This is a genomic window from Cytobacillus sp. FSL W7-1323, from assembly GCF_038595015.1.
Lineage (GTDB): Bacteria > Bacillota > Bacilli > Bacillales > Cytobacillaceae > Cytobacillus > Cytobacillus kochii.
In genome coordinates this window covers 1817575-1840744 of the sequence record NZ_CP151998.1, presented here as the reverse complement: position 1 = coordinate 1840744, position 23170 = coordinate 1817575, and the positions used below count along the sequence as shown (strand labels likewise).

Here is a 23170-nt window from a genome sequence, read left to right as displayed (position 1 = left end):
CCCTCCTTTTTTATCTGGCTCGTTCCATTTTATGCTTGTACATTATTTTTAGAACAGAAGCTCGTCTTTAACTTCTACTGTTCGCTCGCACTTTTATCATCTTTCAGTTCTTCTCCCTCATTAGTAGAGGTTTTCTTTCCACTTTGTTGAAAATCTACGATTAAGTATTCATTCTCTTTTATAGCGCTTCCTGGAGCTAGATTTTGCTTGACAGCAAAACCGTTGCCCACACTGTTAAGCTTAAGATTAGATAGCTTAACGAACTTCATCACATCTCTCATCGACCAACCAGTTAAGTCTGGAACAGTAAGCTTCCCATCCGTTTTAAGAATAACCTTTTCACCTTCTAACACACTTTCTGTAGCGCCTGGTGATTGTTCTACAACCTTTTTACCCTCACCGATAATAATTGGCTGCATACCATTTTTCTCCAATGACTTCTTCGCTTCTTCAACAGATTTTCCTTCAAAATTCAATCCTTTACTCACTTGAAGTTTATCGTAGTCAGTAGGTTCAATACTTAAATAACTTAAGCTATTCTTCATAACCGGTTTAAAAATTTCTGAAACAGGATCGCTGCCTGTTTCTGTATTTTCAAGCTCCGGTTGCTGAACAGCCACATATACTAGTAATTCAGGGTCTTCAGCAGGTGCCATTCCTAAAAAGGAGAACACATAATTTTCTCGCCCTGTAATATAGCCACCACCCTCTTTGGGTATTTGTGCTGTTCCTGTTTTACCAGCTACTTTGTAGCCATCAATTTGATAATGGTTATGGCCTGTCCCATTCTCAGAAGAGACAACCGTTTCCAATACCTTTCTAACTTCCTTGGCTGTATTCTCAGAAATCGGTTGACCCTTAATCTCTTCTTTTGCTTCTTTTACCACTTTATCATTGTTTGGATTAATTATTTCACTTATTACATGAGGCTGCTTCATAGACCCATTACTAGCAATAGCAGTCGCCGCTTGTATTTGTTGAATGGGTGTAATAGCGGTTCCTTGACCATAAGCCGTTGTTACTTTTTCAAATGGCCATTCGTAAACGATTTTCCCTCCAGCTTCATTAGGTAAATCAATTCCGGTTGGTTCTTCAAAACCAAATTTCGTCAAGTATTCTCGATATGTTTCATAGCCTAGTTGATCTTTTACCATTTTCGCTATCGCTACATTAGAAGAACGTTGAATGCCTTCTAAATACGTAATTGAACCCCATCCTTGTCCATTATTATGGTCTCTTACTGGTGGAGATTTTTCCGTAACTTTATACGTACCAGATTCGAAGGTTGCATTAGGTGTAAATACCCCTTCCTCAATTGCCGCTGCTAACGTAAAAGCTTTCATTGTTGAACCTGGTTCAAACGAATCCTCAATAGCGAGATTACGCCATGTTTGGTCAATGCCTTCCCGTGTTTCTGGATTAAATGTAGGTCGTTGGCTCATCGCAAGAATTTCGCCTGTTTTCGGGTCAGCGACAACGGCGACCATCTTTTCTGGGTCATACTTTTCACTTACTTTGCTCATTGCTTCTTCTAAAAAGATTTGAATTTTATTATCGATTGTTAAATATACATCATTTCCGTCTTCTGCTTTTTCTACGACTTCTTCACCATTTGGTAATAAGTATCCCCAAATATCTTTTTCATAAGAAAACTTGCCATCTTCTCCTAACATTAAATCATTCAAGCTCTTCTCTAAGCCCATAATTCCTTTGTCTTCGAGTTTTCCATCTTCACCTTCTACGGAATCAACATACCCGATAAGATGCGAGGCAAAAGTTCCATTAGGGTAAAAACGGATGGTTTGCGGTTGAAAAACAATACCTGGCAACTCTAACTCTTCTATTTTCTTCTTTTGACTAACTGTTAATTTTTGACCTGCACGGCCGAATTCCACTTGGAATAACTGTTCATCCTTGCCTCGCCTCTCATTGATTGTTAATCTTTCGTAGATTTCAGACTCTTCCATATCAATGACTTCAGCTAATTGCTTTGCCGTCTCATCTGGTTCAACCACATGTTTCGGATTATCTTTATTCTTGGTCATTTTTTCTGATAAGACGGCAACTAAAGTGTAAGCTGTACTATCCTCAGCAATGACATTGCCATTACGATCGTAAATTGTCCCACGTTTAGATTCAATGGTTGTTGAACCTTGGTACAACTGTTCAGCTTGTGCAGCAATGACTTTACCACCCGCTTCACCAGACACTTGAATAGAGATAAACCGGAAAAGCAAGACAAAAAAGAGCAGACTGAATATCATAAACAATATCGCTGCTCCAACATTCATATTTCTTTGCTTCTTATACATTACTCACCACCAACAACCTTAGGAGATTCATTCATTTCAAAGCCAGATTTTTCAGCTGCTTGTTTTACACGGTCTGGACGACTTAATTCCTCGATTTGCATTTTTAAATCACTATTCACACTCTGTTGTTCAGTGATTGCTTTTTGCGTGTCTTGAATTTCCGCATTTACTTCATATAAACCTGCTTGATTTGAAATAATTGTTGTGGCGCCAAAGAAAACTGCACCCGCAAATACGATACCCATTATTTTTTCTCCAGGCGAGAGCAATGATTTACGATCTTTTATTTTCTTTTTTGGCGCTTGAGCCGGCTGATTAGATACATGTTGTTCTTGCTGTAGTTTACGAGCTACATTCTCCATATTTCCCCTCCTGAGTGTGTATCTTTTATTTTATATTTTTTCTATAATCCTGAGTTTAGCTGAACGAGATCGATTATTATGGGATAACTCCTCTTCAGATGGAATAATAGGTTTTCTGTTCACTAATTTCATCTTAGGTTGATATTCATCAGGAATAACCGGCAGTCCCGGTGGTAGATCTGGTGTTGAGCTGGCCTCTTTAAAAGCCGCTTTACAAATACGATCCTCTAACGAGTGGAATGTAATAACACTCACTCTCCCACCACTTTTTAGCAAGCCCATCGCTTGCTCTAATGACTGCTCGAATACCCCTAATTCATCATTAACAGCAATGCGTATCGCTTGGAAAATCCGCTTAGCTGGATGACCCCCTTTTCTTCTAGCTGGGGCAGGTATGCCTTCCTTGATCAAATCTACTAATTCACCTGTTGTTTTTATCGGCGCTTTTTCTCTTGCTAACTCAATTTTTCTTGCAATTTGTTTAGAAAATTTTTCTTCACCATATTTAAAAAAGATTTTCACAAGTTCGTTATATGACCAATGGTTGACAACATCATAGGCTGAAACCTCCGCTTGCTTATCCATTCTCATATCGAGCGGAGCGTCATGATGATAACTAAAACCTCTTTCCGGTGTATCCAATTGAGGAGATGAAACACCTAGGTCATACAAAATACCATCCACTTCAGAAATCCCTCTTGCATTCAATTCTTCCTTTAAATGACTAAAATTACTTTTTACCAGTGTCACTTGCCCACTGTACTTAGCAAGTTTCTCCTTCGCATTCTCAATTGCCGTTTCATCTTGGTCAAAAGAGAATAATCTTCCTTCACTTGAGAGCTGTGATAATAAATATTCACTATGCCCAGCTCCACCTAAAGTACAATCCACGTATATCCCATTTTCTTTCACATTTAGTCCATCTACGGTCTCTTTTAAAAGTACTGTTGTATGATTAAACATTGTTGCTCATCCTTCCCAACCTGTAATTGTGTGTAAAAGTCCCCTTATGTATTCATTCGGGTTAGGCCTTGTTTAAATATCAAAGCCAATCATATTTTCTGCAATTTCAGCAAAAGATTCTTCTGACTCTGCAAAATATTCTTCCCAAAGGCTTCTACTCCAAATCTCAATTCGGTTGGAAACACCTAATACGACACATTCTTTATCTAATTTTGCATATTGCATTAGTGGGGAAGCGATATTTACTCGTCCTTGTTTGTCAATTTCACATTCTGTTGCACCCGAGAAGAAAAATCGGGTAAAAGCGCGGGCGTCCTTTTTTGTCATGGGTAAAGCTTTAAGTTTCTCTTCAAGCTCTTTCCATTCTGTTAAGGGATAACCAAATAAACATTGATCCAAACCTCGTGTTAATACAAATGTCTCTCCTAAGTTCTCACGAAATTTAGCAGGTACGATTAAGCGGCCCTTTGTATCAACATTATGATGGTATTCTCCCATAAACATACCCGCTTCACCCACTTTCTAACACAAATGTACCACATTCCCCCACTTTCCTCCACTATTTTAAATGATTCGCTCACGTCCAATAAATTCCTGCTGTTTTTTTATTTTTCAAATATTTTTCTTTCGCTATCTTTTTACAAAAATATTTGCTTTTTTTACCTTATCCATTTCATTTTGAATTAAGCTGAAAGAGAATTGTCAAAAGAAGAAGATTCGTTAGTCACACATTTTAAAAATCGACAAAGACATATTCTTACGGACAACTACAAAATCTTCCCTTGTCGTTTGGCTAGCCTAAACCTCTCCCACCTTTTATGTGCCTATTATTTTACTTTGTGCACAAAAAAAGACTTAAATCCTCCTCTAATATTGAGAAGTATTTAAGTCTTTTGCTTTATACCTTCATCACTTTATGCGTACCATCAAAAGGTAGTTCATGATCGAGAATCCGGGAGAAGAATGATAAACCATACTTATTGATAAAATAAAGTCCATTCCAAACCCTTTCTTGTGGGATACCGTCTGGTTTTACGGAAGATTGGATACGATCAAATTTCGAGAGTATATTTGTATATTTTTGCTCAGTCGATTGTTTAAATTTAGTTTGTATAAATGCAATTTGCTTTTGTACAAGTGCTTGATTTTTTTCTACGAGTGGGTACATACCCTTTTCTTTCTCTGAAGTATAAGCTAACAACTGTTTGTAAGATTCTTCAATTTTCGCTTGTAATTCGCTTAAGATTTCATCTCGTTCTTTACTTTGGACTGATTGAAGAAATTGATTCTTTCGTTCTTCAGTACCATTCATTAATACGTCTTCTAATTGTAATCCAAGCTCTGTCATTTCCGATTCAATTGCTCTCTCTAAAATCGTGAAATTCAAGCGTGGGACAAGTGGCGGCATTTTTAAAGAGAACTGCTCAAACACTTTTTGCAGTTCAGCCCAGTACGCGATTTCCCCTGGTCCAGCAATAAACGCTAATGTGGGGAAAAGTAATTCCTGTGTTAAAGGTCTGGTAACAACATTATTACTCAGTTTCTCGGGTGTTGTTTCAGCCATCGTTAACATTTCTTCTAATGTGAAGCTTATTTTAGCATCTGTATTCACAAAACATTGGGTTTGATGATTGTAATCAAGTAGGATTCTCTCTTTAAAAACTTCATCATAATAGAAGAGATTAGCAGCATTTTCACTAATTTCTAGCATTTTTGCATAACCATCAGCTTGTAATCTCTGTTGATTTTCAAGCACAGCTGTTGTCATTTTTGTCGCAGCTTTGATTTGCTCAGCTAATATGCCCTTTTCCAATTGTCTTAATTGCGCATTACCTGAATCAACCAATAAAAGACCATGTTCTTTAAACATCCCCATAATTAAATGAGCAAATATGTCTACATATGTTTTCGATTGTTCTATAGCCTTATGAATGAATGACATAATATCTTTTGTAAATGCGGTTTCACCAAATGACTCAATGATGTCGTCAACCCACTTGATACAAACATCTGAATCAATAGCGATATTTGATACCATCTTTTTATCATTCGGTGATTCTGGATAAACCAGCTTTTTCATTTGGTTGTTTTCATAACGATAAATATGGTTTACCTCTTGATAATCATGATCCTCACCAGCAATCCAAAAAACAGGTACAACAGGAATATTTAATTCCCGCTCTTTTTCCTTAGCAAAGGCAATGATAGAAATGACTTTATGTATGGAATAAAGAGGTCCAGTCATTATACCTGCCTGCTGCCCTCCAATAACAACTACACTTTTATCATCATTTAGCTTTTTAAGAGATTCTTGTACCTTCTCAGATGTTGGAAAGCCATTCATGAAATCACTTATATGACTTACTAGCTTATCTCGTGAAAAATTTCTCTGACCAAGTTCTTCTATACGTCTCTTTAAATCACTAATATGATTATAACGGTAGTGGAAGTATGGCTGAATTTTCTCATCTTGAGCAGTATACTCTGTTGCAAACCGATTAGTGGCCGGTATTGTGAGATGCAAAATCTCCATCTATGAACTTCCTTTCTAAACACATTTTCCAAGTATCTTTATGAGTATAGCATTGTCAGAAAAGAAAAGAAAAAAACTTTGCTTATGATGGGCTAGATTTTAACTTCTTTTGATTTCATCATTCATAATGATAATATATTTCCTTAGTCAACTAAAGAGTCTTTTTTAAAACATCAAATGACTAATTCTGTTAAAAATACCAATTGCTATTAAAACACAGTAAGCAGTGAGAAAAAACAAAAAATTAATGCGCCAATATCCTTTGAACAATTTACCGTAATCTATTTCTTGCTTAACCCGCCAATAATACAATAGATAAAGTATAGCAGTACTAATAAGGAAAAGAAAAATCAACCAAATGTATGAGCGATTCCAAATTGAAGCAATCATAAAATGGACAGAGAGAATGAGCAGCAATGTGCTAAAATCAAGAGCTAGATGTACAGATTTCTTATGCTTTTTCGTCACTTGTTTACAAATGATAAAAACGAGTAAATACCCTAGAAATGGTATAGTAATAAATGTCGCAATCATCGAGGATAAAAATACACTCAATCTTTCTCCCCCTTTTTCTCCATCCCCTTGATCATAAAATAACAAGATGTTAATAATGGTACACTTTCTTGATTTTTATTTGCTTGGGTAAGACAGTAACCAACAATTGCATCAACTTCTGTTTTCCTGCCTTCAACAATATCTTTAAACATAGATGATTGATTATGAGCAGTCTTCCTACAAATTGATACAACATATGCTTCAATCTCTTGACTATCTTTAATTGAAAGCGCAGCTGTTACTTCTGTAAATAAGATTTTAAATACTTTAAAATAAGATGGGTCTTCAATTAGTAAACCATTTCGAATCTTTAAAATGGCTGTTAAAGGGTTAATCACAGCATTTGCAACTAATTTTTTCAGCATGATGTCCTCATAGTTCTGATAAAGCATGAATGGAAAATCTTCACTATTAGCCATTACATTTGAAAGTTGGATGGGTTCAGCATTTTCCGTTAAAGGAGCAAGCTTTGTTACTCCTAACCCCGTATGATTCACTTCATTTTTATTTACCTTTAGTGCACCATGTTCAACTGTACCAATATAGACTTGTTGATTTTTTAACCGTTCGAGCTTTTCTAAATGACCCATACCATTTTGCAGGAAGATAAATAACGTTTTTGTATGTATGCTAAGAGTGGCAAGGAGTGTGTCAAGGTGATATTCTTTTACAGCAACAAAGGTAATCTCATCTTGCCCTTTCCAATTATGTATATATTCAACATGAATACGTTCATTCCTCCGATTTTCTTTCGTATTTAAAAAGATACCTTCTAAGGAGATAATGTCCTTTTGCTCATCTGAACGCACATAAAGAGTAACCTCATGTTGTTTATTTAAATAGAAGGCATATAATAGTCCGATAGAACCTCCGCCAATAATCCCAATTTTCATCATTATCACTTCACTTACAATGTATTTAGTCTCATTTTAGCAAATTTCGCTATTGAAAGGTGAGACGATTCTTTTTTTCATGAAAGTTTCATCTATTTTTCTTTTTTGTTTGACTAGGTATAACATAATTATTACTAAAAATTCTACATGCAAATAAACAATATAGATCTAAAAGAGTACATTCGTTTCACTTTTAAAATAAATAATGATATGAGGTAATACGAACATACTTGTGAATTTTTCAACATTTACGAAACCGATTAAACAAGAAAAGCGTATGCATAATAACGAAAGGAAATGATGATATGTATTTTCCATCAAAGAAAGATTTATGGTTGTCAATAATCTATTGGTTATGTGCATTGTTTTTTATTATTCCACCCATCTTCTTTCCAAACTTCGGTGTTTGGATAAGCCCATCGTTCCTAGATAAACAATGGATAAAAATCTCTACTTTATCGCTCATTGGATTATGTCTGCTGTGGATTTGGTTTAAGACAGGGTATACAATTAAAAGCGATGTTCTTACTATTCAATATGGCCCTTTTAGGTGGACAATCAAGTTAGCTGAAATACACAGCGTTACGGAAACGAAAAACCCGTTTACAGATCCTGCTTTGTCTATTGATAAACTTGAAATTAATTATGGGAAGTTCAAAACAATTGCCATTTCACCTAAAAACAAAACTGAGTTTATCAATCAACTGAGAAAGCAAAACTTAAACATTAGCACCGATAAGATCAATTGGTAGATTGTACATTTCCAGAAATTCAATCAATAAATATCTATAAAAGAAAAAACCCTGATTACTCTCCTAAGAAAGGTCAGGGTAGGGTCTTTAAACTGGATTTACTGGGTGTTTTCTAGAAACGATTGGTATATCTTTTGTTGCGTATAACTCAAAGCGGTTAATAAGGGCACTTCTAAGCTCGCCTGGAGCGATAATATCATCTATAATGAGTTCCGATGCCAATTTATAAATATCAATTGTTTCCTTATATTCTTTTTGTTTTTCTTGTACATACGCAATGCGCTCTTTCATATCTTCAATTTCATTAATCTTATTAGAATAAACAGCATTAACTGCAGCCTCAGGTCCCATAACGGCTATTTGAGCAGTTGGTAAGGCAATACAGCAATCCGGTTCAAAAGCAGGTCCCGCCATCGCATACAATCCCGCACCGTAAGCTTTCCTGACAATAACTGAAATCTTCGGTACTGTCGCGGAACTCATTGCAGCAATTAACTTCGCACCATGTCTAATAATACCTGCTCTTTCTACTTTTGTGCCAATCATAAACCCTGGAACATCCGCTAGAAATAACAACGGAATATGATAAGCATCACATAGTGAGATAAACTTTGCTGCTTTATCAGCCGAGTCAACAAAAAGAACGCCACCCTTAACCTTTGGCTGATTCGCTATAATCCCGACTGGCTTTCCATCTATTCTCGCTATTCCAGTAATAAGTTCAGCAGCGAATAATTTCTTCATTTCAAAAAAACTATTCTCATCAACTAGTTGTTCAATACATTCATACATATCAAATGGGGCATTTTGATTCACAGGAATGATCTCTTCTAAAGACTTACCAGCTTTAGGCGCTACAGGTTCTTTAGTTGGAGGTAACTCTTGAAAATTCCCCGGAAAATAAGATAAATAGTTTTGTGCAACCGTAATCGCTTCTTCTTCACTGTATGCTAAGTAATCGCCACAACCACTAACAGAACAATGCATTCTTGCTCCGCCCATTTCTTCTAAGGAAACCTTTTCCCCAATCACTTTTTCCGCCATTCTTGGTGATCCTAAATACATAGAAGCATTCCCGTCTACCATAATGACAATATCACAAAATGCGGGAATATACGCGCCGCCTGCTGCAGATGGTCCAAATAGTAAACAAACTTGTGGTACAACACCTGAAAGTTTTACTTGATTATGAAAAATTCTCCCAGCACCTCTACGGTTTGGAAACATATCTAATTGATCAGTTATTCTTGCACCGGCTGAATCTACTAAATAAAGCAATGGAGCTTTAAGTTTTTCAGCTGTTTCTTGAATTCGAATAATCTTTTCAACTGTTCTAGCTCCCCATGAACCTGCTTTAATAGTAGAATCATTCGCCATCACACAAACTGTGCGCCCATTAATCTTTCCTACTCCCGTGATGACTCCATCAGCTGGCAATCCTTCTTCACTACAGTTAGCAAACTTACCATCTTCTTCGTAAAAACCATCATCCAATAATAGTTCCAAACGCTTTCGTGCAAATAATTTATTTTGGCCTTCAAGCTTTTCGTGGTATTTAGGTGCACCACCTGCTTCAATTTTCTTTCGTCTCTCTTTTAAATCGTCTGTTAATGTTTGTATCGTTGTCATGATTTATCTCTCCTTATTCTAAAACTAATAAAGAATCGCCTTCATTTACAAAATCACCGATATTAACTTTTAATTCAGCTACTTTACCGCCTTCATTGCTCTCAACAGGAATTTCCATTTTCATACTTTCTAAGACAAGCACTTCCTGCCCTGCAGTAATTTCATCACCATTTGCAACTAACACATTAAGAACTGTACCTGCCATATTTGCTACGATTTCTTTCATTTTCTTTTCCTCCTTGGATGGTATTACTGTTTTTTTATTAAAGATTTATTTTTCAAAAAATCAGTTGTATATTTACCTTTACTAAAATCTTGATCAGCTAAAATTTCTACAAACAACGGAGCATTCGTTTTAATACCAGAAATTTCTAGATCATTAAAAAATTGTGCTGCCTTTTGTAATGTTTCCTCTCGATTCTCGCCATTTATAATACATTTCGCTATCATTGGATCGTAAAACGGAGTTACTTTAGAACCTTCAACATAGCCATAATCAATACGGATACCATCAAGGTTTCCCCATTTTAGTTTACTAATCGTACCAGGTGAAGGCATAAATGTAACGGGGTCTTCCGCATACAGGCGGAACTCCATCGCATGTCCAACTGATTTGATTTCACTTTGCTTAAGGGGAAGTTCATTTCCTTTAGCAATATCAATTTGCCATTCTACAAGGTCAATCCCGGTGATTTGTTCTGTGACAGGATGCTCGACTTGGAGACGTGTATTCATTTCAAGGAAGTAGAAATTCTCATCCGCATCGACGATAAATTCAACGGTACCAGCATTTTTATAACCTACTGCCTCTCCTGCTTTAATAGCAGTCTCAAGCATCTTATCCCTCGTTTTCATTGAAAGAGAAGGGCTAGGCGATTCCTCAATGACTTTCTGATGCCTTCTTTGAATAGAACAATCTCTTTCAAATAAGCTAACAATTTGTCCCTTATCATCACCAAATATTTGTACCTCAATATGACGACTACCCTCTATACACTTTTCTACAAATACTTCATCACTGCCAAAATATGCTTTCGCTCTTGATTTTGTCGAGGAGAAGGCATTTTTGAGCGCTTGCTCAGTTTCACAGCGCACCATACCGATTCCACCACCGCCCCCACTTGCCTTAAGCATAATAGGGTAACCATATGTTTCAGCTAAAGCCAGAGCAGCTTCAACTGTTACAACACCACTATTGCTACCGGGCACAATAGGTACACCCGCTTTTTCCATCGTTTGCCTAGATATAATCTTATCTCCCATTTTTTCAATTGTGTCAGGGTTTGGACCGATAAAGATAATACCTGCTGCATGAATTCTTCTAGCAAATTCTGCATTTTCCGATAAGAAACCATAGCCTGGATGAATGGCATCAACTTTCTCTGCTAAAGCTATTTGAATGATTTTCTCAACATTTAAATAAGATTGATTGACCGGTGGTGGTCCAATTAAAAATGCTTGATCTGCCTCAATAACAAAAGGCATCCCTTCATCTGCCTCTGAGTATATTGCTACCGTTTCGATCCCCAGTGCTTTACAAGTTTTAATAATTCTTAAGGCAATTTCTCCTCTATTGGCAATTAAAATTTTCTGCAATCATTTATTCTCCCTTCGTTCGTTGTTACATTAACCAAATGCAAATAAAATTAATTTATCGCAATATTCCCTATTTCTACAAGGTTCGCTCTTTTTCCTTCTTTTTTATTGAAAACGCTTACGTTTATTTTTGAACAATACATTTTTATGTCTTGAATGATAAAAGAATGACAGTTTACTAAAGAAATTTTCTTAATATTGTTATATAATGATATAGAGTAAGCGCATTCAATAAATTACATAGGTGTTTTAGGGGGATGAATCATGAGCTATAAAGTTGAAAGACTAAAAGTAAATTACAGAACCTTAGAAGATTTTAAAAAGTTTAAAGAATATGGTCTTCAAGAATTATCAATGCTCGAGGATCTCGAAGGCAATATAATAGAAAACGGAAGCCAATCGCCTTTTTATGGCATTTACTTTGGGGACCTACTGGTTGCCCGCATGAGTCTTTATAAAGTAGAAGCTAAATTCGACCGTTACTTCCAACCTTCTCATGATTATTTAGAACTTTGGAAGCTTGAAGTATTGAAGGATTATCAATCAAAAGGTTATGGAACAGCACTTGTTAACTTCGCCAAGAGCTTTAACCTACCTATTAAGACAAACACAAGAATTAAGTCAAAGGAATTCTGGGAAAAGATGGGCTTCACTTCAGCCCAATATGATATGGATAGGGATTTAGGGGAAAATCCTGTTCTATGGTTTCCCGAAGGTATGGTAAAGGAATCTTTAAAAGAAGACGAATAAACATAAATAGGCACTCCATTAGGATGGAGTGCTCTTTTATGTTTATAATTTAAAATAAAAATGGATAAGGAAATTTAAGTATAAATAGTATCAATAAATTGTAGGATAGAAACTAAACACGAACATTCTTTTCGCGATCGTCCGTTTTTAGTACAACCATTTTTCTTGCCTTCTCCATTATTTCTACAAGCGCCTTATAATCCTGCTCCAATGTTTGTATTTCTTTTAATAACCTTTCATTTTCAGCAGCTAAATAAAATGTTTGTTTTTCTAAAGAAATAATTTTTCCCTCATACTGAGATAATGAGTTTTTTTCAGCAGAATTGGCGTTTTCCGCTTGTTCAAATACAGATTTAAGGCTCTCTACAATTTCATTAAAGCTTAATTGCGGGTGGCTTGTTGAAACATGTTTATCTTTTGCCACCTCTTCAACAACCAATGATGTTAGTTCTGGGTCTTTTTTACGGTTCTTTAATTCTTTCCGTTGTTTCTTTGCTACATCTATCGCTTTCTTATATTGCTTTCTTACATAAGAGTTCCAACGAAACCCACACGCAGCACCTGTTCTTGATAGCTTTTTACCCACTTCTTCAAATGCTTGAAGTTGTGTTCCTCCCCCTCTTATCTGGCGAAGAACGACTTCAGCTAGCAAAACATCTTCATCTTGTGACCACGCATCTTGACGAGTAGAAGACATCCCTAACCCCTCCTAGTAGTGTTTTTATTTCATCTTATGCTTATACTAGAAAAGATAGACTTAAACATGGGATATTCACTCGTTTTCTTTATTTACTTATTTTTTGTTAAAAATTTATTTACCGCTTGATGATGACTTTCCATACTCCAAAGTGTCGAGCAAGTGCGAACTTCTTCTTCCATTCTTTTTTCTAATTGTGTGACCTTCCACTTACGAACAAGGATCTCTTTATAGGCAGATAAAACATTTGTATGAATTCTATTAATGTTGGCAAAGAATTGTTGCACTACTTCCATACTCACTTGATCATAAATAGCATGAATAAAACCTTTATTATACAAGTCTTCTGCCGGGAGTGGCCTAGCTTCCATCAGTAACTTTAAAGCGACTTCGTTCTCCAACTTCTCTAACAATAGGCTACCTCCGCCCCAACCTGTAGTAATGGCTAAAGTACCTTGAATAAAGCCCATTTTCGTTCCTTTTTTAGCGATGCGGAAATCACATGCTGTAGCTAGTTCACAACCACCACCTACTGCAGTTCCATTAATAAGGGCAATTGTCGGCTTGTTGAGTGTAGTGAGCTTATATAAAATCTTTGACATTTTAGATAGCATGTTATAGGCATCTTCTGCAGTGATCAAATTTTGAAAAGCGGATAAGTCACCACCAGAGCAAAAAGCACTCTCTCCTTCTCCAGTGATGACCAACCCTTTTATATTTGCTTCTTGTTTAGTCATTTTAATTACTTTAAGTAGGCCATCCATTACCTCATAATTAATGGCATTTCTCTTATGTTCTCTAGTAATCGTGAATACAAGCAAATTTTCTTCTTTATGTATTGAATAACTGCTCATTATCATCAAATCTCCTTTAAAAAGTATAATTTAACTAAAAAAATTAGGAATCCGTTTTGCAAAGCATTTAGGTCCATTGGGCTTATACCTTGGTTTTTCATTATCATTTTTATGTTTGACGGGTTTAAATCCATTATTCCTACTGATTCAGCCTAATAAGATTCCACTTCGAAATGCAGTTCTTTCTCGCTCTAGTATGAACCTTTTCTCAAGTTGTAGATGCGTAATAGGTGATTACGGGTGCTCAAGAATACTCCACTGCATAACCTATCTACTTTTGCCAGCTAAATTGACAATAGAAAAAACGCTGAAGCTTTTATTGCTCCAGCGTTTTGTCATATGAAAAATTAGTTGTTTACAACTTCTTTTCCTTTGTAAGTTCCACAAGCTTTACAAACGCGGTGTGAAAGTTTCATTTCACCACAATTTGGGCATTCTACCATACCAGGAACCTGTAATTTAAAATGGGTACGACGTTGTCTTTTTGCAGTTTTAGATGTTCTTCTAAAAGGTACAGCCATTATTCCCACCTCCTTATAGAGATTTAGAGTCGTTCAAACTTGAGGATTAACTTCTATTAATAAAATAGAGTAGAAAAGACCTCTCTATATTTTGAACATACACTATGAAGAAAAAATTATTAAGACCAGCTTTCACTGTTTTCTTCCAGTTATGAATCAGAAGAATCCTTTTGATTAAGTAGCTGAGCAAGTCCAGCAAGACGTGGATCAATCTTTTCCGTTTTCTCTTGCTCGGAAATGACCTCCCAATCTTTTCCTGATTGAGGAGCGCCCTCTTCACCGCTATCATCGCAGAATACTTGCATAGGGACCTCAAGCACAAGCAGTTCATGTATAATAGGCATCATGTCTATTACATCACCTTGCACTTGATGAACTTCCTCTTCAGTTTCATAATCACTAGCTTTCAAGAGGAATGTTTCAATTGTTTCCACACTAATTGGATATTTAACGTCAACTAATGTGCGAGAACAAGGGAGAATCAAATGACCTTCCATTTTAAAATGGACAATCACTTTCTCAGAATCAATATCTGCTCGACCAGTAATTCTCATTGGTGATGCATCTCTGATTTCAGCATCCATTTTGATTACTTCATCAACATTGACGATTTCATCAAAAGAGAAGTCCTTGCTTCGATATTTCTGTAACTGACTTAAAGTCCATTTCATATAAATCACCCCAAGGCAACAAAGGTAATTATAGCTTTCATATAATTATTTGTCAATATTTTTTCTTTACAGTCAGAAGGTTATTGAAAAGAGATTCATTTATCTCATTTTCTCTTAGTATTGTAACCAATTTTGTTCAATTTGCAAACCTTTATCGTCGATTTATGTAAGCATTAGTGAAATTTTATTTCTTCATTTATAATTAAGATTTAAGAAGGAGTGGTTAACAGATGAAAGCTGTTGGTATTGTCGTTGAATATAATCCTTTTCATAATGGGCATGCCTATCAAGTAGAGCAAGCAAAAAAAGAAACAGGTGCAGACGTGGTGATTTGTGTGATGAGTGGTAATTTCCTGCAAAGAGGAGAGCCGGCAATCGTGTCAAAATGGGCACGGGCTGAAATGGCATTGGCTGGTGGTTGTGACCTTGTTTTTGAACTTCCTTTTTCATTTGCGACATCTCAAGCAGATATATTTGCAAATGGAGCCATTTCAATACTCGATGCCACTCTGTGTCAATATTTATCATTTGGTAGTGAGCAAGGTAGTATACAGCCCTTTTTATCAACTTATCGTCAGTTACATCAACATGAAAAGGAGTATAACCAACTGATTAGAAATTATAGTAAAGAAGGCTATAGTTATCCTAAATCTGCATCTCTTGCTTTCCAACAATTGACCATCGATGAAGAAATAGTGGACCTAACTAAACCAAATAATATTCTTGGCTTCCAATACATAAAAGCTATAAAGCAACAAAATGCGAAAATGGAGCCAACAACCATCGCAAGAAAGAATGCCGAGTACCATGATGAAGACTTTAACTCATCAACCATAGCAAGTGCAACTAGCATAAGAAAAAAGATATTTTCTCAAGAAGCAAATATAGAAGAAACTTTTAAATATATGCCGAGAACCTCATATGAAGCCTTGCATTCGTATTATAAAAAGTTTGGAGTTCTGCATCATTGGGAACTGTATTGGCCTATGCTACAATACCGCTTGCTCAGTTCGTCACCTGCTCAACTTAGAGAAATTTATGAGGTTGAAGAAGGAATCGAATTCCGTTTAATCGAAGCGAGCAAGACTTCAACTTCTTTTCAAACATTTATGGAAGCAGTGAAAACAAAACGATATACTTGGACACGCATCCAGAGAATTTGTTTATATATACTTATCAATGCAGGTAAACAATCTATGTCACATTTAAAACAAGCACCATACCTTCGCCTCCTTGGTATGTCCAAAAAAGGAAGGGTTTACTTAAATAAATATAAAGGCGAGTTTAAGCTTCCTCTCATTTCTAAGGTCTCAGACAAAAATCGAGAGTCATTAGCACTAGATCTTAAAGCAACTAGAATATATGCGCTTGCAGCTAATTCTCCACAACAGCAGGAGCTTTTAAAACTTGACTTTAGCCAACCACCAATCATTTATGACAAATGATATAGATACGTGCCGAATGTTTACTGCGAAAAACAATGTTTGAGAGATGGTCGAATAAAACTGCTTTTGCTCGTCTATCTCTCATTTTTTTAATCTGGATGGACGCGCAAGACCGTTTTGCTTATCTATCTTGAAGTTTTCCACTCCAGATGTACATATAATCCTTTGATTGGCTATTTCTAGTTGACCGAGCTAGGTCCTTCTCCTCTTCATTCTTCACACTACTTGTACACCTAGGCAATAGAATTCGAATAAATTTACATAGATTGTATAATTTGGTGTTACTTATAACTAAGCAGAAATAAATCTCATAAAAAAAACGGAGAAATTCTGATGATTGAGCAGAATCTCTCCGTTTATACATTACATGCCCCACACGACAGGTCCTTGGATCTATGATTTATTTTCTAGCCCTTCTAAGTACTTCACGGCATCAGCAAAAGTGTCAATTGGGATGATTTTCATATCAGTACCAATATCTTTAGCTGTTTTAACAGCTTCTTTGTAGTTTGACTTATTACTATTATTCTCATTCGGTGCAAAGAAAATGTCTGCGCCGGCATTATCTGCAGCCACAATTTTTTGATCTATTCCACCGATGCGCCCTACTGTGCCATCTGGTGAGATTGTGCCAGTTCCAGCGATTTCATAACCCTTTGTTAAATCTCCCTCAACTAACTGATTATAAATTTCTAATGAAAACATAAAGCCAGCTGATGGACCTCCAATTTCACTTGTATCAATCGCCACTTCTGGATCTACTGATATCTCTTTATCATCCACTAAAGTAATGCCCACACCAGCCTTCCCAGTCGCAGCAATTTTCTCTAGTTCGATATCGGTTTCTCTTTGTTCCCCATTTCTTTCAAACGTAAGGGATATGCTATCACCTTCCGATTTTGATGAAACCATATCAATGAATTGCTCCGAAGATTGAAAAGATTTTCCATCTACTTTTGTTACCCTATCTGATGCTTCAAGTTTCCCTTCTGCTGGCATACCTTCCATAATATTAAGTACATACACGCCTTGATAATTGTAATTCACATCTAATCCAGCATGTTGATATGCCACTTCTATGGCTGACTGCTTGGAGTTATCCATTAAGTATAATTGCCTTAACTGATATTCTCTATCTGTTTCATCATCTCTTCGGATATCCTCGATAGGATAAATATGTTGATATTTTTGCCATTTTGCCCATAAATAAGTATAAATATTAGCTTTGCCCATTCTTATAGTCGTAAGCATGAAACTACCTGTAGCGCTGTCACCATTCTCAACTTCAATGATTGGTTCTAATTCTTTCGCCATACCTGGCTTTGAGACATAATAAGGAAGTTGTATAAAAGAAGTAACAAGGACGAGTAATGCTAAGACAAAGAAGGAGCGAGCCCAAATTTTTCTTTTCATTCATTTGGCTCCTTCCAATTTTTGATAATTTCTTTTATTGTGTCGATATATTTGAGCGCTTCCTCTTCTCCTATCTTAATTATTTCATTTATATTTGTAAAAGCTTTTGAACTATACATCTCTACACTTGGTCGAATCATCACATTGGATGCTATTTCACGGTTAATCACATTCTCCATTTGTAAAATATCTAGGCTCTGCATAATAACATCATAAATGGAGTGTATCTCTGTCTGAACATTTACTCTTGAGACATCAACAGCAATAATAATATCTGCGCCCATATCTTTTACAACTGAAACAGGCACACGGTCAATAACCCCTCCATCAACTAGTAGCCGTCCTTCAACCTTTTCAGGTACAAAAATACCAGGAATAGATATACTTGCTCTAACAGCTTCTGCTATTGGCCCGTCTTGAAAAATAACCTTTTCTCCCTTCTGGATGTCAGTTGCGACTACAGAAACAGGAATTTTTAAATCTTCTATTTTCTTGTCTTGTGTGAATACACGGATGAATTCCTTCACTCGATTACCAGCGACAAATCCCATTCTAGGGACCGTAAAATCTAAATAATACTTTCTTTTAAAAACAGTGGAAAATTTATATAATGTTTCAATATCTATTCCTGTAGCGTAAAAGCAGCCTACCATTGCCCCCATACTGCTCCCTGCAATCATGTCAATTGGTATATCTTCATCCACAAGCGCTTTTATTACACCAAGATGTGCAAACCCACGCGCACCACCAGATCCGAGAGCAAGACCTATTTTTGGTCGAACCAAAATCTTTCCCTCCAATCCCTTTCATAAAATGATTGTCTTTCTTCTTTAATGTATTGATATCAAACAACCAAATACTATTTATTATCTTATGTATAAATAGTTGCTTTAGTTAACAGACGAATGATTTCATTTTCAGATATTTCCATACTTTTTTGTAAAGTTCGAATCTTTTTAAAATGAAGATTCATCAATAGTAAGTAAATGTCATTTTGAAATCAATGGTCTAATTTTTCATCTGTCGTCGTATATTCAATAGAAGAAGGACATGCTTACATTGTGTTCCAGCCGTATTACATAAGGGAGGCTCGTTCGTGTCACGTTCAAAGTTAAAAACATTCATGCTTGCACTTTCGGCATCATTAATCGCCGTTTCACTTATATTATATCCACAAGAATCCGTTGATGCATCGAGAAGGGGCCTCGAAATGTGGTGGGAGATTGTTTTTCCTTCACTTTTACCGTTTTTTATTATAGCCGAGGTTTTAATCGGTTTTGGTGTAGTAAAATTTATTGGTGTACTATTAGAACCACTCATGCGACCACTATTCAGAGTTCCAGGTGTAGGTGGCTTTGTGTTAGCCATGGGAATGGCATCTGGTTATCCAGCTGGAGCAAAGTTCACTGTAAGATTAAGACAAGAGAAACAAATATCACGTCTGGAAGCAGAGCGACTTGTTTCCTTCTCTAACTGTTCCAATCCCTTGTTTATTTTTGGCGCAGTGTCTGTTGGTTTCTTTCATAATACAAAATTAGGGATTATCCTTGCTTTAGCCCATTATCTTGGTAATTTAACTGTAGGTTTAATCATGCGGTTTTACGGACGAAAGGAAGAAAAGAAGAACACTAAGATAGCGACGCCCCCCGCGCGAAAATTTTCATTTAAGGAAGCATTTAATGTCTTACATGAAACAAGATTACAAGAACAGCGTCCATTAGGAAAACTTGTTGGTGATGCTGTAATATCTTCTATTCATACTTTATTAATGATCGGTGGCTTTATTATTTTATTTTCGGTCATAAATAAATTATTATTCCACATCGGCATTACAGACTTTTTCGCTCATGGGCTCGGTTTATTATTATCTATTTTCCAAATCTCCCCTGATTTTAGTAAAGCATTATTTTCTGGCATATTTGAACTGACTCAAGGAAATCAGATGACTGCTCAAGTCGATCATGTTCCGTTGCTACAAAAAGTAATGATCGCCAGTGCTATCTTGGCCTTCTGTGGATTTAGTGTTCAATCACAAGTCGCAAGCATTATCGCTCAATCCGATATTCGTTTTAAGCCATTTTTCATCGCTCGTATTATTCATTCATTTATTGCTGCTTTTTACGCCTACCTTTTTTGGCATTTACTCTACGACCGTGTGTCATTTGAGCAACCATCTAACGCCATACCCGTTTTTCAAGGCGAAGCCTTTACCATATATGATTACATGATAACACTTGGACCTCTCATTACTTTATTTTCTCTTATTTTATATATTTTCATCTACTATCGTAGGCATTTTCTTTCCCATTAGTACACGACCTTAAAACTAAAAGATTGTATAAAAAAAGGCAGACACTCCCTGAGTTGATCTGCCTCTTTATTTTACTTAGCGAATTTTTTATGTAGCGCATCTTGTACCTCAGCTGGAACGAGGTCAGAAATATCTCCTTGATATTTTGCCACTTCTTTTACGATACTTGAGCTCAAGAAGGAATATTGATTATTCGTCATAACAAAGAATGTTTCAATCTCATCATTTAATACGCGATTCATCGATGTGATTTGCATCTCATATTCAAAGTCAGATACTGCCCTTAGACCGCGAATGATTGCTTTTGCATTTACACTTTTTGCATAATCCACTAATAAACCTTGAAAAGTCCCAACCTTGACATTAGGAATGTCTTTCGTCACTTCTTCAATTAAATGAATTCTTTCTTCAACAGAAAAGAGTGGATTCTTAGAAGAATTATTAAGTAGCACGACATGTATTTCATCAAATACTTTTGCTCCCCTTTTAATAATATCTAAATGGCCAAAAGTAATTGGATCAAAACTTCCTGGGCATACGGCAATCCCGCTCATTTTTATTCCCCCTGCTTTCTAATTTATTCATTAGGTACAATATAACGATAAATGGAAACAGCAATGATACCATAGCTTTCATACTTTACTTGTTCTAAGTCCCCGCATAATGTGGGTAATTGTATATCCGAGCTATGTTCACACATTATAATGCCACTTTGCTTTAGTAACCTCTGTTGACTAATGATTTCTAACAATTTAACGAGTTGCTGCTTTTTGTAAGGTGGATCAAGGAAGATATAATCAAATTGCAACTCCCTTTTCATAATGGCTTTTAAAGCTCTTTCTGCGTCATTTCTATAAACTTCAACGTCTTCTTCGATTTTACAAATTCGTAAATTTTCATGTACTGTATGTATTGCTTTGCTATCACGATCAACGAAAATCGCTTTTTCTACACCTCTACTTAATGACTCAATCCCAAGGCCGCCACTTCCAGCGAACAAATCAAGTGCAATGCCACCATCAAAATAGGGTCCTATCATATTAAAGATTGCTTCTTTTACTTTATCAGTTGTTGGTCTTGTTGATTTGCCAGGAACGGCTTTAAGTTGCATTCCTTTATATTGACCAGATACTACCCGCATACTACTACTCACCACTTATTCTAAATTCAATTTTTCTTCATCATCCTACCATACTTTTTATAGGAAACAAACTCATATTCTCCTAAGTATTTCAAGAGATGTCGAATAAAAATGTATAACAATGTCTTATATGGAGATAATGAAATTAACAGCATCTAAACGATGTTGTTGCCAACCGCGGAGAAGACTTACGTTTCCCCATAAGTTCTTCCTCCGGTTTCTCCTCTCCCTTTACCTTCTGCCTATTAGATGGTTGGAAGGACCCTGTAGGTTTTTGCTACAGGGATTTTTTTATTTTTATCGACGGTGAACTCATTCAAATAGGAATGATTCTATCATTCCACATATGCTTTCCTTTTACATGTCAAAATAAACTTTATTACCCTCTTCTCTGAAGTTTATATGAAAAATAGACTGGAGCCATTTTTTTTCTAAATAATACTCTCCATTCATCTTTTTCAGTGGATGTTCTAACAAGCCAAAAACCTCTTCGTTTCTTATAAAAATCGACTGGTCTGAATATAGACGATAAACATCTTTGTCATTAAAGATTGCCCATTCCGTTTCAGATAAACGCTCTGTTTCAAACTCGAGGAATGACATTGTCTTTTGTAGAGGTACCCACTCTATTCCATCAATTTCAATTACTTTCACAGTTAATTTTTTATTATTCCAATGATAATCTTTCATTGTATATAATTCTAAAGAAACCGGTTGTTTATTCCTTAATAATTCAGCAAAGAAGTTCGTTTGTTTTCCCGTTATTTGATAAAGTATCTCATCCATATCTTCTGGCACGAAACTTTCATCCAAGTCGGAAATATTGGCAACAAGCTGTTCCAACTCACTTGAAGTTAGCTTTTCTTTTAGTTCGTTAAAAGCATACATACTTAAATCAAACCGAGGATTTTCATCAATAATAAATGAGGTTAACAAATCCAATAACCATTCTATTTCTTCACTTTCAATAGAATGGAAATAGAGAGCGTCTACTAATTCTCTTTCTAATAATTCTCCACTAGGTAAAATGAGAATGCCTCCAAATAGACCACTTTTCAACTGATTAGTTGTAATGATACTTAAAAAATTTGCTTCTTTTACCTTTTCTTCATGTTTTTGTATCAGTTCTTTGATCTCAGGATAGTGATTACCATAGTACGAATACTGCGTTTCGTTTCGCTCGGTGTTTATTTCTTCATTATACCAAAGCAGTGCCGGATTGTTGGTCTTACCAGAAAAGAAGTAATAATCTATTAGATCCTCTTTTACGAACCCAGATAAAGGAATACCAGCCAGCCACTTTCCATTTCGATGGTGAGATTCAATGATTTTTAATTCCACATGATCTATAGTGACACCCTTTAATTGAAATAACCAATCACGAATCAAAGTGTTAGTCTTTTTATTTAGAGGCAAACTATAGGTAATATGTAACTGACTACCTTTAGTTTCAATTATATTTTCAGCTCGCCAAACTCTCTTACACTCATCTTTATCATTATATGTACATGTCCAATTTGAAGCTTTCTCCGGTACGATTATTTCGTAAATGGATTTGTCAGATAAACTAGAAATCGTTTGAAAGACTTGCACAGATTTTTCATCTGAATGAATGGTAACATTTGTTTGTGCACTTTCTTGTGCATTGACAGTTTGCTCATCTGTTATGAATTGGTCCCATTGGTTAAAAAATATACAGAGAATAATGATAACAAAAAGAATAGAAATGACCTTTTTCATCTTGTGCTCCCTTACTACTCATTCAAGAGATA

Annotated in this window: 23 protein-coding genes; 4 read left to right on the top strand and 19 right to left on the bottom strand. The window is 35.9% G+C overall.

The genetic code is table 11. From position 1 onward, the window contains the following. Nucleotides 1–74: 74 nt before the first annotated feature. The 7 genes from MKX67_RS09630 to MKX67_RS09600 form a co-directional block, all read right to left on the bottom strand. Complete coding sequence (locus tag MKX67_RS09630) at nucleotides 75–2312, bottom strand: penicillin-binding protein (protein ID WP_095369619.1); 2238 nt, start codon at nucleotides 2310–2312, stop codon at nucleotides 75–77. After that, nucleotides 2312–2674, bottom strand: a complete 363-nt coding sequence (ftsL, locus tag MKX67_RS09625; RefSeq protein ID WP_095369620.1) for a cell division protein FtsL — start codon at nucleotides 2672–2674, stop codon at nucleotides 2312–2314. Before ftsL ends, MKX67_RS09630 begins: the two co-directional genes overlap by 1 nt. Before the next feature lie 30 nt (nucleotides 2675–2704). Continuing rightward, a complete protein-coding gene (gene rsmH, locus MKX67_RS09620) occupies nucleotides 2705–3637 on the bottom strand; it encodes a 16S rRNA (cytosine(1402)-N(4))-methyltransferase RsmH (RefSeq protein ID WP_095369621.1) in 933 nt (310 codons plus the stop codon). Between the two features lie 72 nt (nucleotides 3638–3709). Continuing rightward, nucleotides 3710–4141: a division/cell wall cluster transcriptional repressor MraZ gene (gene mraZ, locus MKX67_RS09615; protein WP_095373480.1), complete on the bottom strand. Its 432-nt coding sequence runs from the start codon at nucleotides 4139–4141 to the stop codon at nucleotides 3710–3712. Nucleotides 4142–4535: 394 nt separating this feature from the next. Continuing rightward, nucleotides 4536–6170: a bacillithiol biosynthesis cysteine-adding enzyme BshC gene (bshC, locus tag MKX67_RS09610; RefSeq protein ID WP_095369622.1), complete on the bottom strand. Its 1635-nt coding sequence runs from the start codon at nucleotides 6168–6170 to the stop codon at nucleotides 4536–4538. 165 nt (nucleotides 6171–6335) lie between these two features. Next, nucleotides 6336–6725, bottom strand: a complete 390-nt coding sequence (locus MKX67_RS09605) for a DUF3397 domain-containing protein (protein ID WP_095369623.1) — start codon at nucleotides 6723–6725, stop codon at nucleotides 6336–6338. Further along, nucleotides 6722–7621 carry a 2-dehydropantoate 2-reductase gene (locus tag MKX67_RS09600; RefSeq protein ID WP_322909208.1) on the bottom strand — a complete coding sequence of 300 codons (900 nt, stop codon included), beginning with the start codon at nucleotides 7619–7621 and terminating at the stop codon, nucleotides 6722–6724. The genes MKX67_RS09605 and MKX67_RS09600 overlap by 4 nt, the downstream gene beginning before the upstream one ends. 302 nt (nucleotides 7622–7923) lie before the next feature. On the opposite strand from MKX67_RS09600, the gene MKX67_RS09595 reads away from it, so the two are divergent. Next, complete coding sequence (locus MKX67_RS09595; protein WP_095369625.1) at nucleotides 7924–8370, top strand: PH domain-containing protein; 447 nt, start codon at nucleotides 7924–7926, stop codon at nucleotides 8368–8370. Nucleotides 8371–8457: 87 nt separating this feature from the next. Here MKX67_RS09595 and MKX67_RS09590 read toward each other — a convergent pair whose 3' ends face one another. From MKX67_RS09590 to MKX67_RS09580, 3 genes are read right to left on the bottom strand one after another with little or no spacing between them, the layout of a single operon-like run. Further along, the gene (locus MKX67_RS09590) at nucleotides 8458–9999 is read right to left on the bottom strand and encodes an acyl-CoA carboxylase subunit beta (RefSeq protein WP_307314581.1); all 1542 of its coding nucleotides are present in this window, start codon (nucleotides 9997–9999) and stop codon (nucleotides 8458–8460) included. A gap of 13 nt (nucleotides 10000–10012) precedes the next feature. Next, nucleotides 10013–10225, bottom strand: a complete 213-nt coding sequence (locus MKX67_RS09585) for a biotin/lipoyl-binding carrier protein (RefSeq protein WP_095369626.1) — start codon at nucleotides 10223–10225, stop codon at nucleotides 10013–10015. A gap of 23 nt (nucleotides 10226–10248) precedes the next feature. Continuing rightward, on the bottom strand, nucleotides 10249–11595 hold the full coding sequence (locus MKX67_RS09580) for an acetyl-CoA carboxylase biotin carboxylase subunit (RefSeq protein ID WP_095369627.1): 1347 nt from the start codon (nucleotides 11593–11595) through the stop codon (nucleotides 10249–10251). Between the two features lie 264 nt (nucleotides 11596–11859). Here MKX67_RS09580 and MKX67_RS09575 point away from each other — a divergent pair, with 264 nt between their 5' ends. Then, on the top strand, nucleotides 11860–12345 hold the full coding sequence (locus MKX67_RS09575; protein ID WP_095369628.1) for an N-acetyltransferase: 486 nt from the start codon (nucleotides 11860–11862) through the stop codon (nucleotides 12343–12345). A 112-nt stretch (nucleotides 12346–12457) separates the two neighbouring features. Here the strand turns inward: MKX67_RS09575 and MKX67_RS09570 are convergent, their stop codons facing one another. From MKX67_RS09570 to MKX67_RS09555, 4 genes are all read right to left on the bottom strand, one after another. Continuing rightward, nucleotides 12458–13042 (bottom strand): RsfA family transcriptional regulator, encoded by a 585-nt coding sequence (locus MKX67_RS09570; RefSeq protein WP_095369629.1) that lies wholly within the window; start codon nucleotides 13040–13042, stop codon nucleotides 12458–12460. A gap of 92 nt (nucleotides 13043–13134) precedes the next feature. Next, nucleotides 13135–13896 carry an enoyl-CoA hydratase/isomerase family protein gene (locus MKX67_RS09565; RefSeq protein ID WP_307314590.1) on the bottom strand — a complete coding sequence of 254 codons (762 nt, stop codon included), beginning with the start codon at nucleotides 13894–13896 and terminating at the stop codon, nucleotides 13135–13137. Between the two features lie 347 nt (nucleotides 13897–14243). After that, nucleotides 14244–14417, bottom strand: a complete 174-nt coding sequence (rpmF, locus tag MKX67_RS09560) for a 50S ribosomal protein L32 (protein WP_095369631.1) — start codon at nucleotides 14415–14417, stop codon at nucleotides 14244–14246. Nucleotides 14418–14566: 149 nt separating this feature from the next. Then, the gene (locus MKX67_RS09555; protein WP_095369632.1) at nucleotides 14567–15088 is read right to left on the bottom strand and encodes a YceD family protein; all 522 of its coding nucleotides are present in this window, start codon (nucleotides 15086–15088) and stop codon (nucleotides 14567–14569) included. 230 nt (nucleotides 15089–15318) lie between these two features. Between MKX67_RS09555 and MKX67_RS09550 the strand changes: the two genes are divergently transcribed. After that, complete coding sequence (locus tag MKX67_RS09550) at nucleotides 15319–16533, top strand: nucleotidyltransferase (RefSeq protein ID WP_307314596.1); 1215 nt, start codon at nucleotides 15319–15321, stop codon at nucleotides 16531–16533. Nucleotides 16534–16926: 393 nt separating this feature from the next. On the opposite strand, the gene MKX67_RS09545 is transcribed toward MKX67_RS09550, so the two are convergent. Both MKX67_RS09545 and MKX67_RS09540 read right to left on the bottom strand, forming a co-directional pair. Continuing rightward, complete coding sequence (locus tag MKX67_RS09545; RefSeq protein ID WP_322909207.1) at nucleotides 16927–17946, bottom strand: SepM family pheromone-processing serine protease; 1020 nt, start codon at nucleotides 17944–17946, stop codon at nucleotides 16927–16929. Beyond that, on the bottom strand, nucleotides 17943–18731 hold the full coding sequence (locus MKX67_RS09540) for a patatin-like phospholipase family protein (RefSeq protein ID WP_322909206.1): 789 nt from the start codon (nucleotides 18729–18731) through the stop codon (nucleotides 17943–17945). Before MKX67_RS09540 ends, MKX67_RS09545 begins: the two co-directional genes overlap by 4 nt. Nucleotides 18732–19042: 311 nt before the next feature. Here MKX67_RS09540 and ylbJ point away from each other — a divergent pair, with 311 nt between their 5' ends. Beyond that, complete coding sequence (ylbJ, locus tag MKX67_RS09535) at nucleotides 19043–20257, top strand: sporulation integral membrane protein YlbJ (RefSeq protein WP_322909205.1); 1215 nt, start codon at nucleotides 19043–19045, stop codon at nucleotides 20255–20257. 71 nt (nucleotides 20258–20328) lie between these two features. Here the strand turns inward: ylbJ and coaD are convergent, their stop codons facing one another. The 3 genes from coaD to MKX67_RS09520 form a co-directional block, all read right to left on the bottom strand. Further along, nucleotides 20329–20811 (bottom strand): pantetheine-phosphate adenylyltransferase, encoded by a 483-nt coding sequence (gene coaD / locus MKX67_RS09530; RefSeq protein ID WP_322909204.1) that lies wholly within the window; start codon nucleotides 20809–20811, stop codon nucleotides 20329–20331. A 23-nt stretch (nucleotides 20812–20834) separates the two neighbouring features. Beyond that, nucleotides 20835–21398, bottom strand: coding sequence for a 16S rRNA (guanine(966)-N(2))-methyltransferase RsmD (gene rsmD / locus MKX67_RS09525; protein ID WP_095369638.1), 564 nt, complete (start codon nucleotides 21396–21398; stop codon nucleotides 20835–20837). Between the two features lie 357 nt (nucleotides 21399–21755). After that, a complete protein-coding gene (locus MKX67_RS09520; protein WP_322909203.1) occupies nucleotides 21756–23138 on the bottom strand; it encodes a hypothetical protein in 1383 nt (460 codons plus the stop codon). Nucleotides 23139–23170: the final 32 nt, after the last annotated feature.

Bases quoted from the DNA above. Each gene is read 5' to 3' on its own strand.
- mraZ (WP_095373480.1), bottom strand. From the start codon at position 4,141: ATGTTTATGGGAGAATACCATCATAATGTTGATACAAAGGGCCGCTTA.
- MKX67_RS09545 (WP_322909207.1), bottom strand. From the start codon at position 17,946: ATGAAAAGAAAAATTTGGGCTCGCTCCTTCTTTGTCTTAGCATTACTC.
- MKX67_RS09555 (WP_095369632.1), bottom strand. From the start codon at position 15,088: ATGAAATGGACTTTAAGTCAGTTACAGAAATATCGAAGCAAGGACTTC.
- MKX67_RS09600 (WP_322909208.1), bottom strand. From the start codon at position 7,621: ATGATGAAAATTGGGATTATTGGCGGAGGTTCTATCGGACTATTATAT.
- MKX67_RS09575 (WP_095369628.1), top strand. From the start codon at position 11,860: ATGAGCTATAAAGTTGAAAGACTAAAAGTAAATTACAGAACCTTAGAA.
- rpmF (WP_095369631.1), bottom strand. From the start codon at position 14,417: ATGGCTGTACCTTTTAGAAGAACATCTAAAACTGCAAAAAGACAACGT.
- ftsL (WP_095369620.1), bottom strand. From the start codon at position 2,674: ATGGAGAATGTAGCTCGTAAACTACAGCAAGAACAACATGTATCTAAT.
- MKX67_RS09570 (WP_095369629.1), bottom strand. From the start codon at position 13,042: ATGTCTTCTACTCGTCAAGATGCGTGGTCACAAGATGAAGATGTTTTG.
- rsmD (WP_095369638.1), bottom strand. From the start codon at position 21,398: ATGCGGGTAGTATCTGGTCAATATAAAGGAATGCAACTTAAAGCCGTT.
- MKX67_RS09550 (WP_307314596.1), top strand. From the start codon at position 15,319: ATGAAAGCTGTTGGTATTGTCGTTGAATATAATCCTTTTCATAATGGG.
- MKX67_RS09590 (WP_307314581.1), bottom strand. From the start codon at position 9,999: ATGACAACGATACAAACATTAACAGACGATTTAAAAGAGAGACGAAAG.
- coaD (WP_322909204.1), bottom strand. From the start codon at position 20,811: ATGAGCGGGATTGCCGTATGCCCAGGAAGTTTTGATCCAATTACTTTT.
- bshC (WP_095369622.1), bottom strand. From the start codon at position 6,170: ATGGAGATTTTGCATCTCACAATACCGGCCACTAATCGGTTTGCAACA.
- MKX67_RS09585 (WP_095369626.1), bottom strand. From the start codon at position 10,225: ATGAAAGAAATCGTAGCAAATATGGCAGGTACAGTTCTTAATGTGTTA.
- MKX67_RS09630 (WP_095369619.1), bottom strand. From the start codon at position 2,312: ATGTATAAGAAGCAAAGAAATATGAATGTTGGAGCAGCGATATTGTTT.
- MKX67_RS09520 (WP_322909203.1), bottom strand. From the start codon at position 23,138: ATGAAAAAGGTCATTTCTATTCTTTTTGTTATCATTATTCTCTGTATA.
- MKX67_RS09565 (WP_307314590.1), bottom strand. From the start codon at position 13,896: ATGAGCAGTTATTCAATACATAAAGAAGAAAATTTGCTTGTATTCACG.
- rsmH (WP_095369621.1), bottom strand. From the start codon at position 3,637: ATGTTTAATCATACAACAGTACTTTTAAAAGAGACCGTAGATGGACTA.
- MKX67_RS09595 (WP_095369625.1), top strand. From the start codon at position 7,924: ATGTATTTTCCATCAAAGAAAGATTTATGGTTGTCAATAATCTATTGG.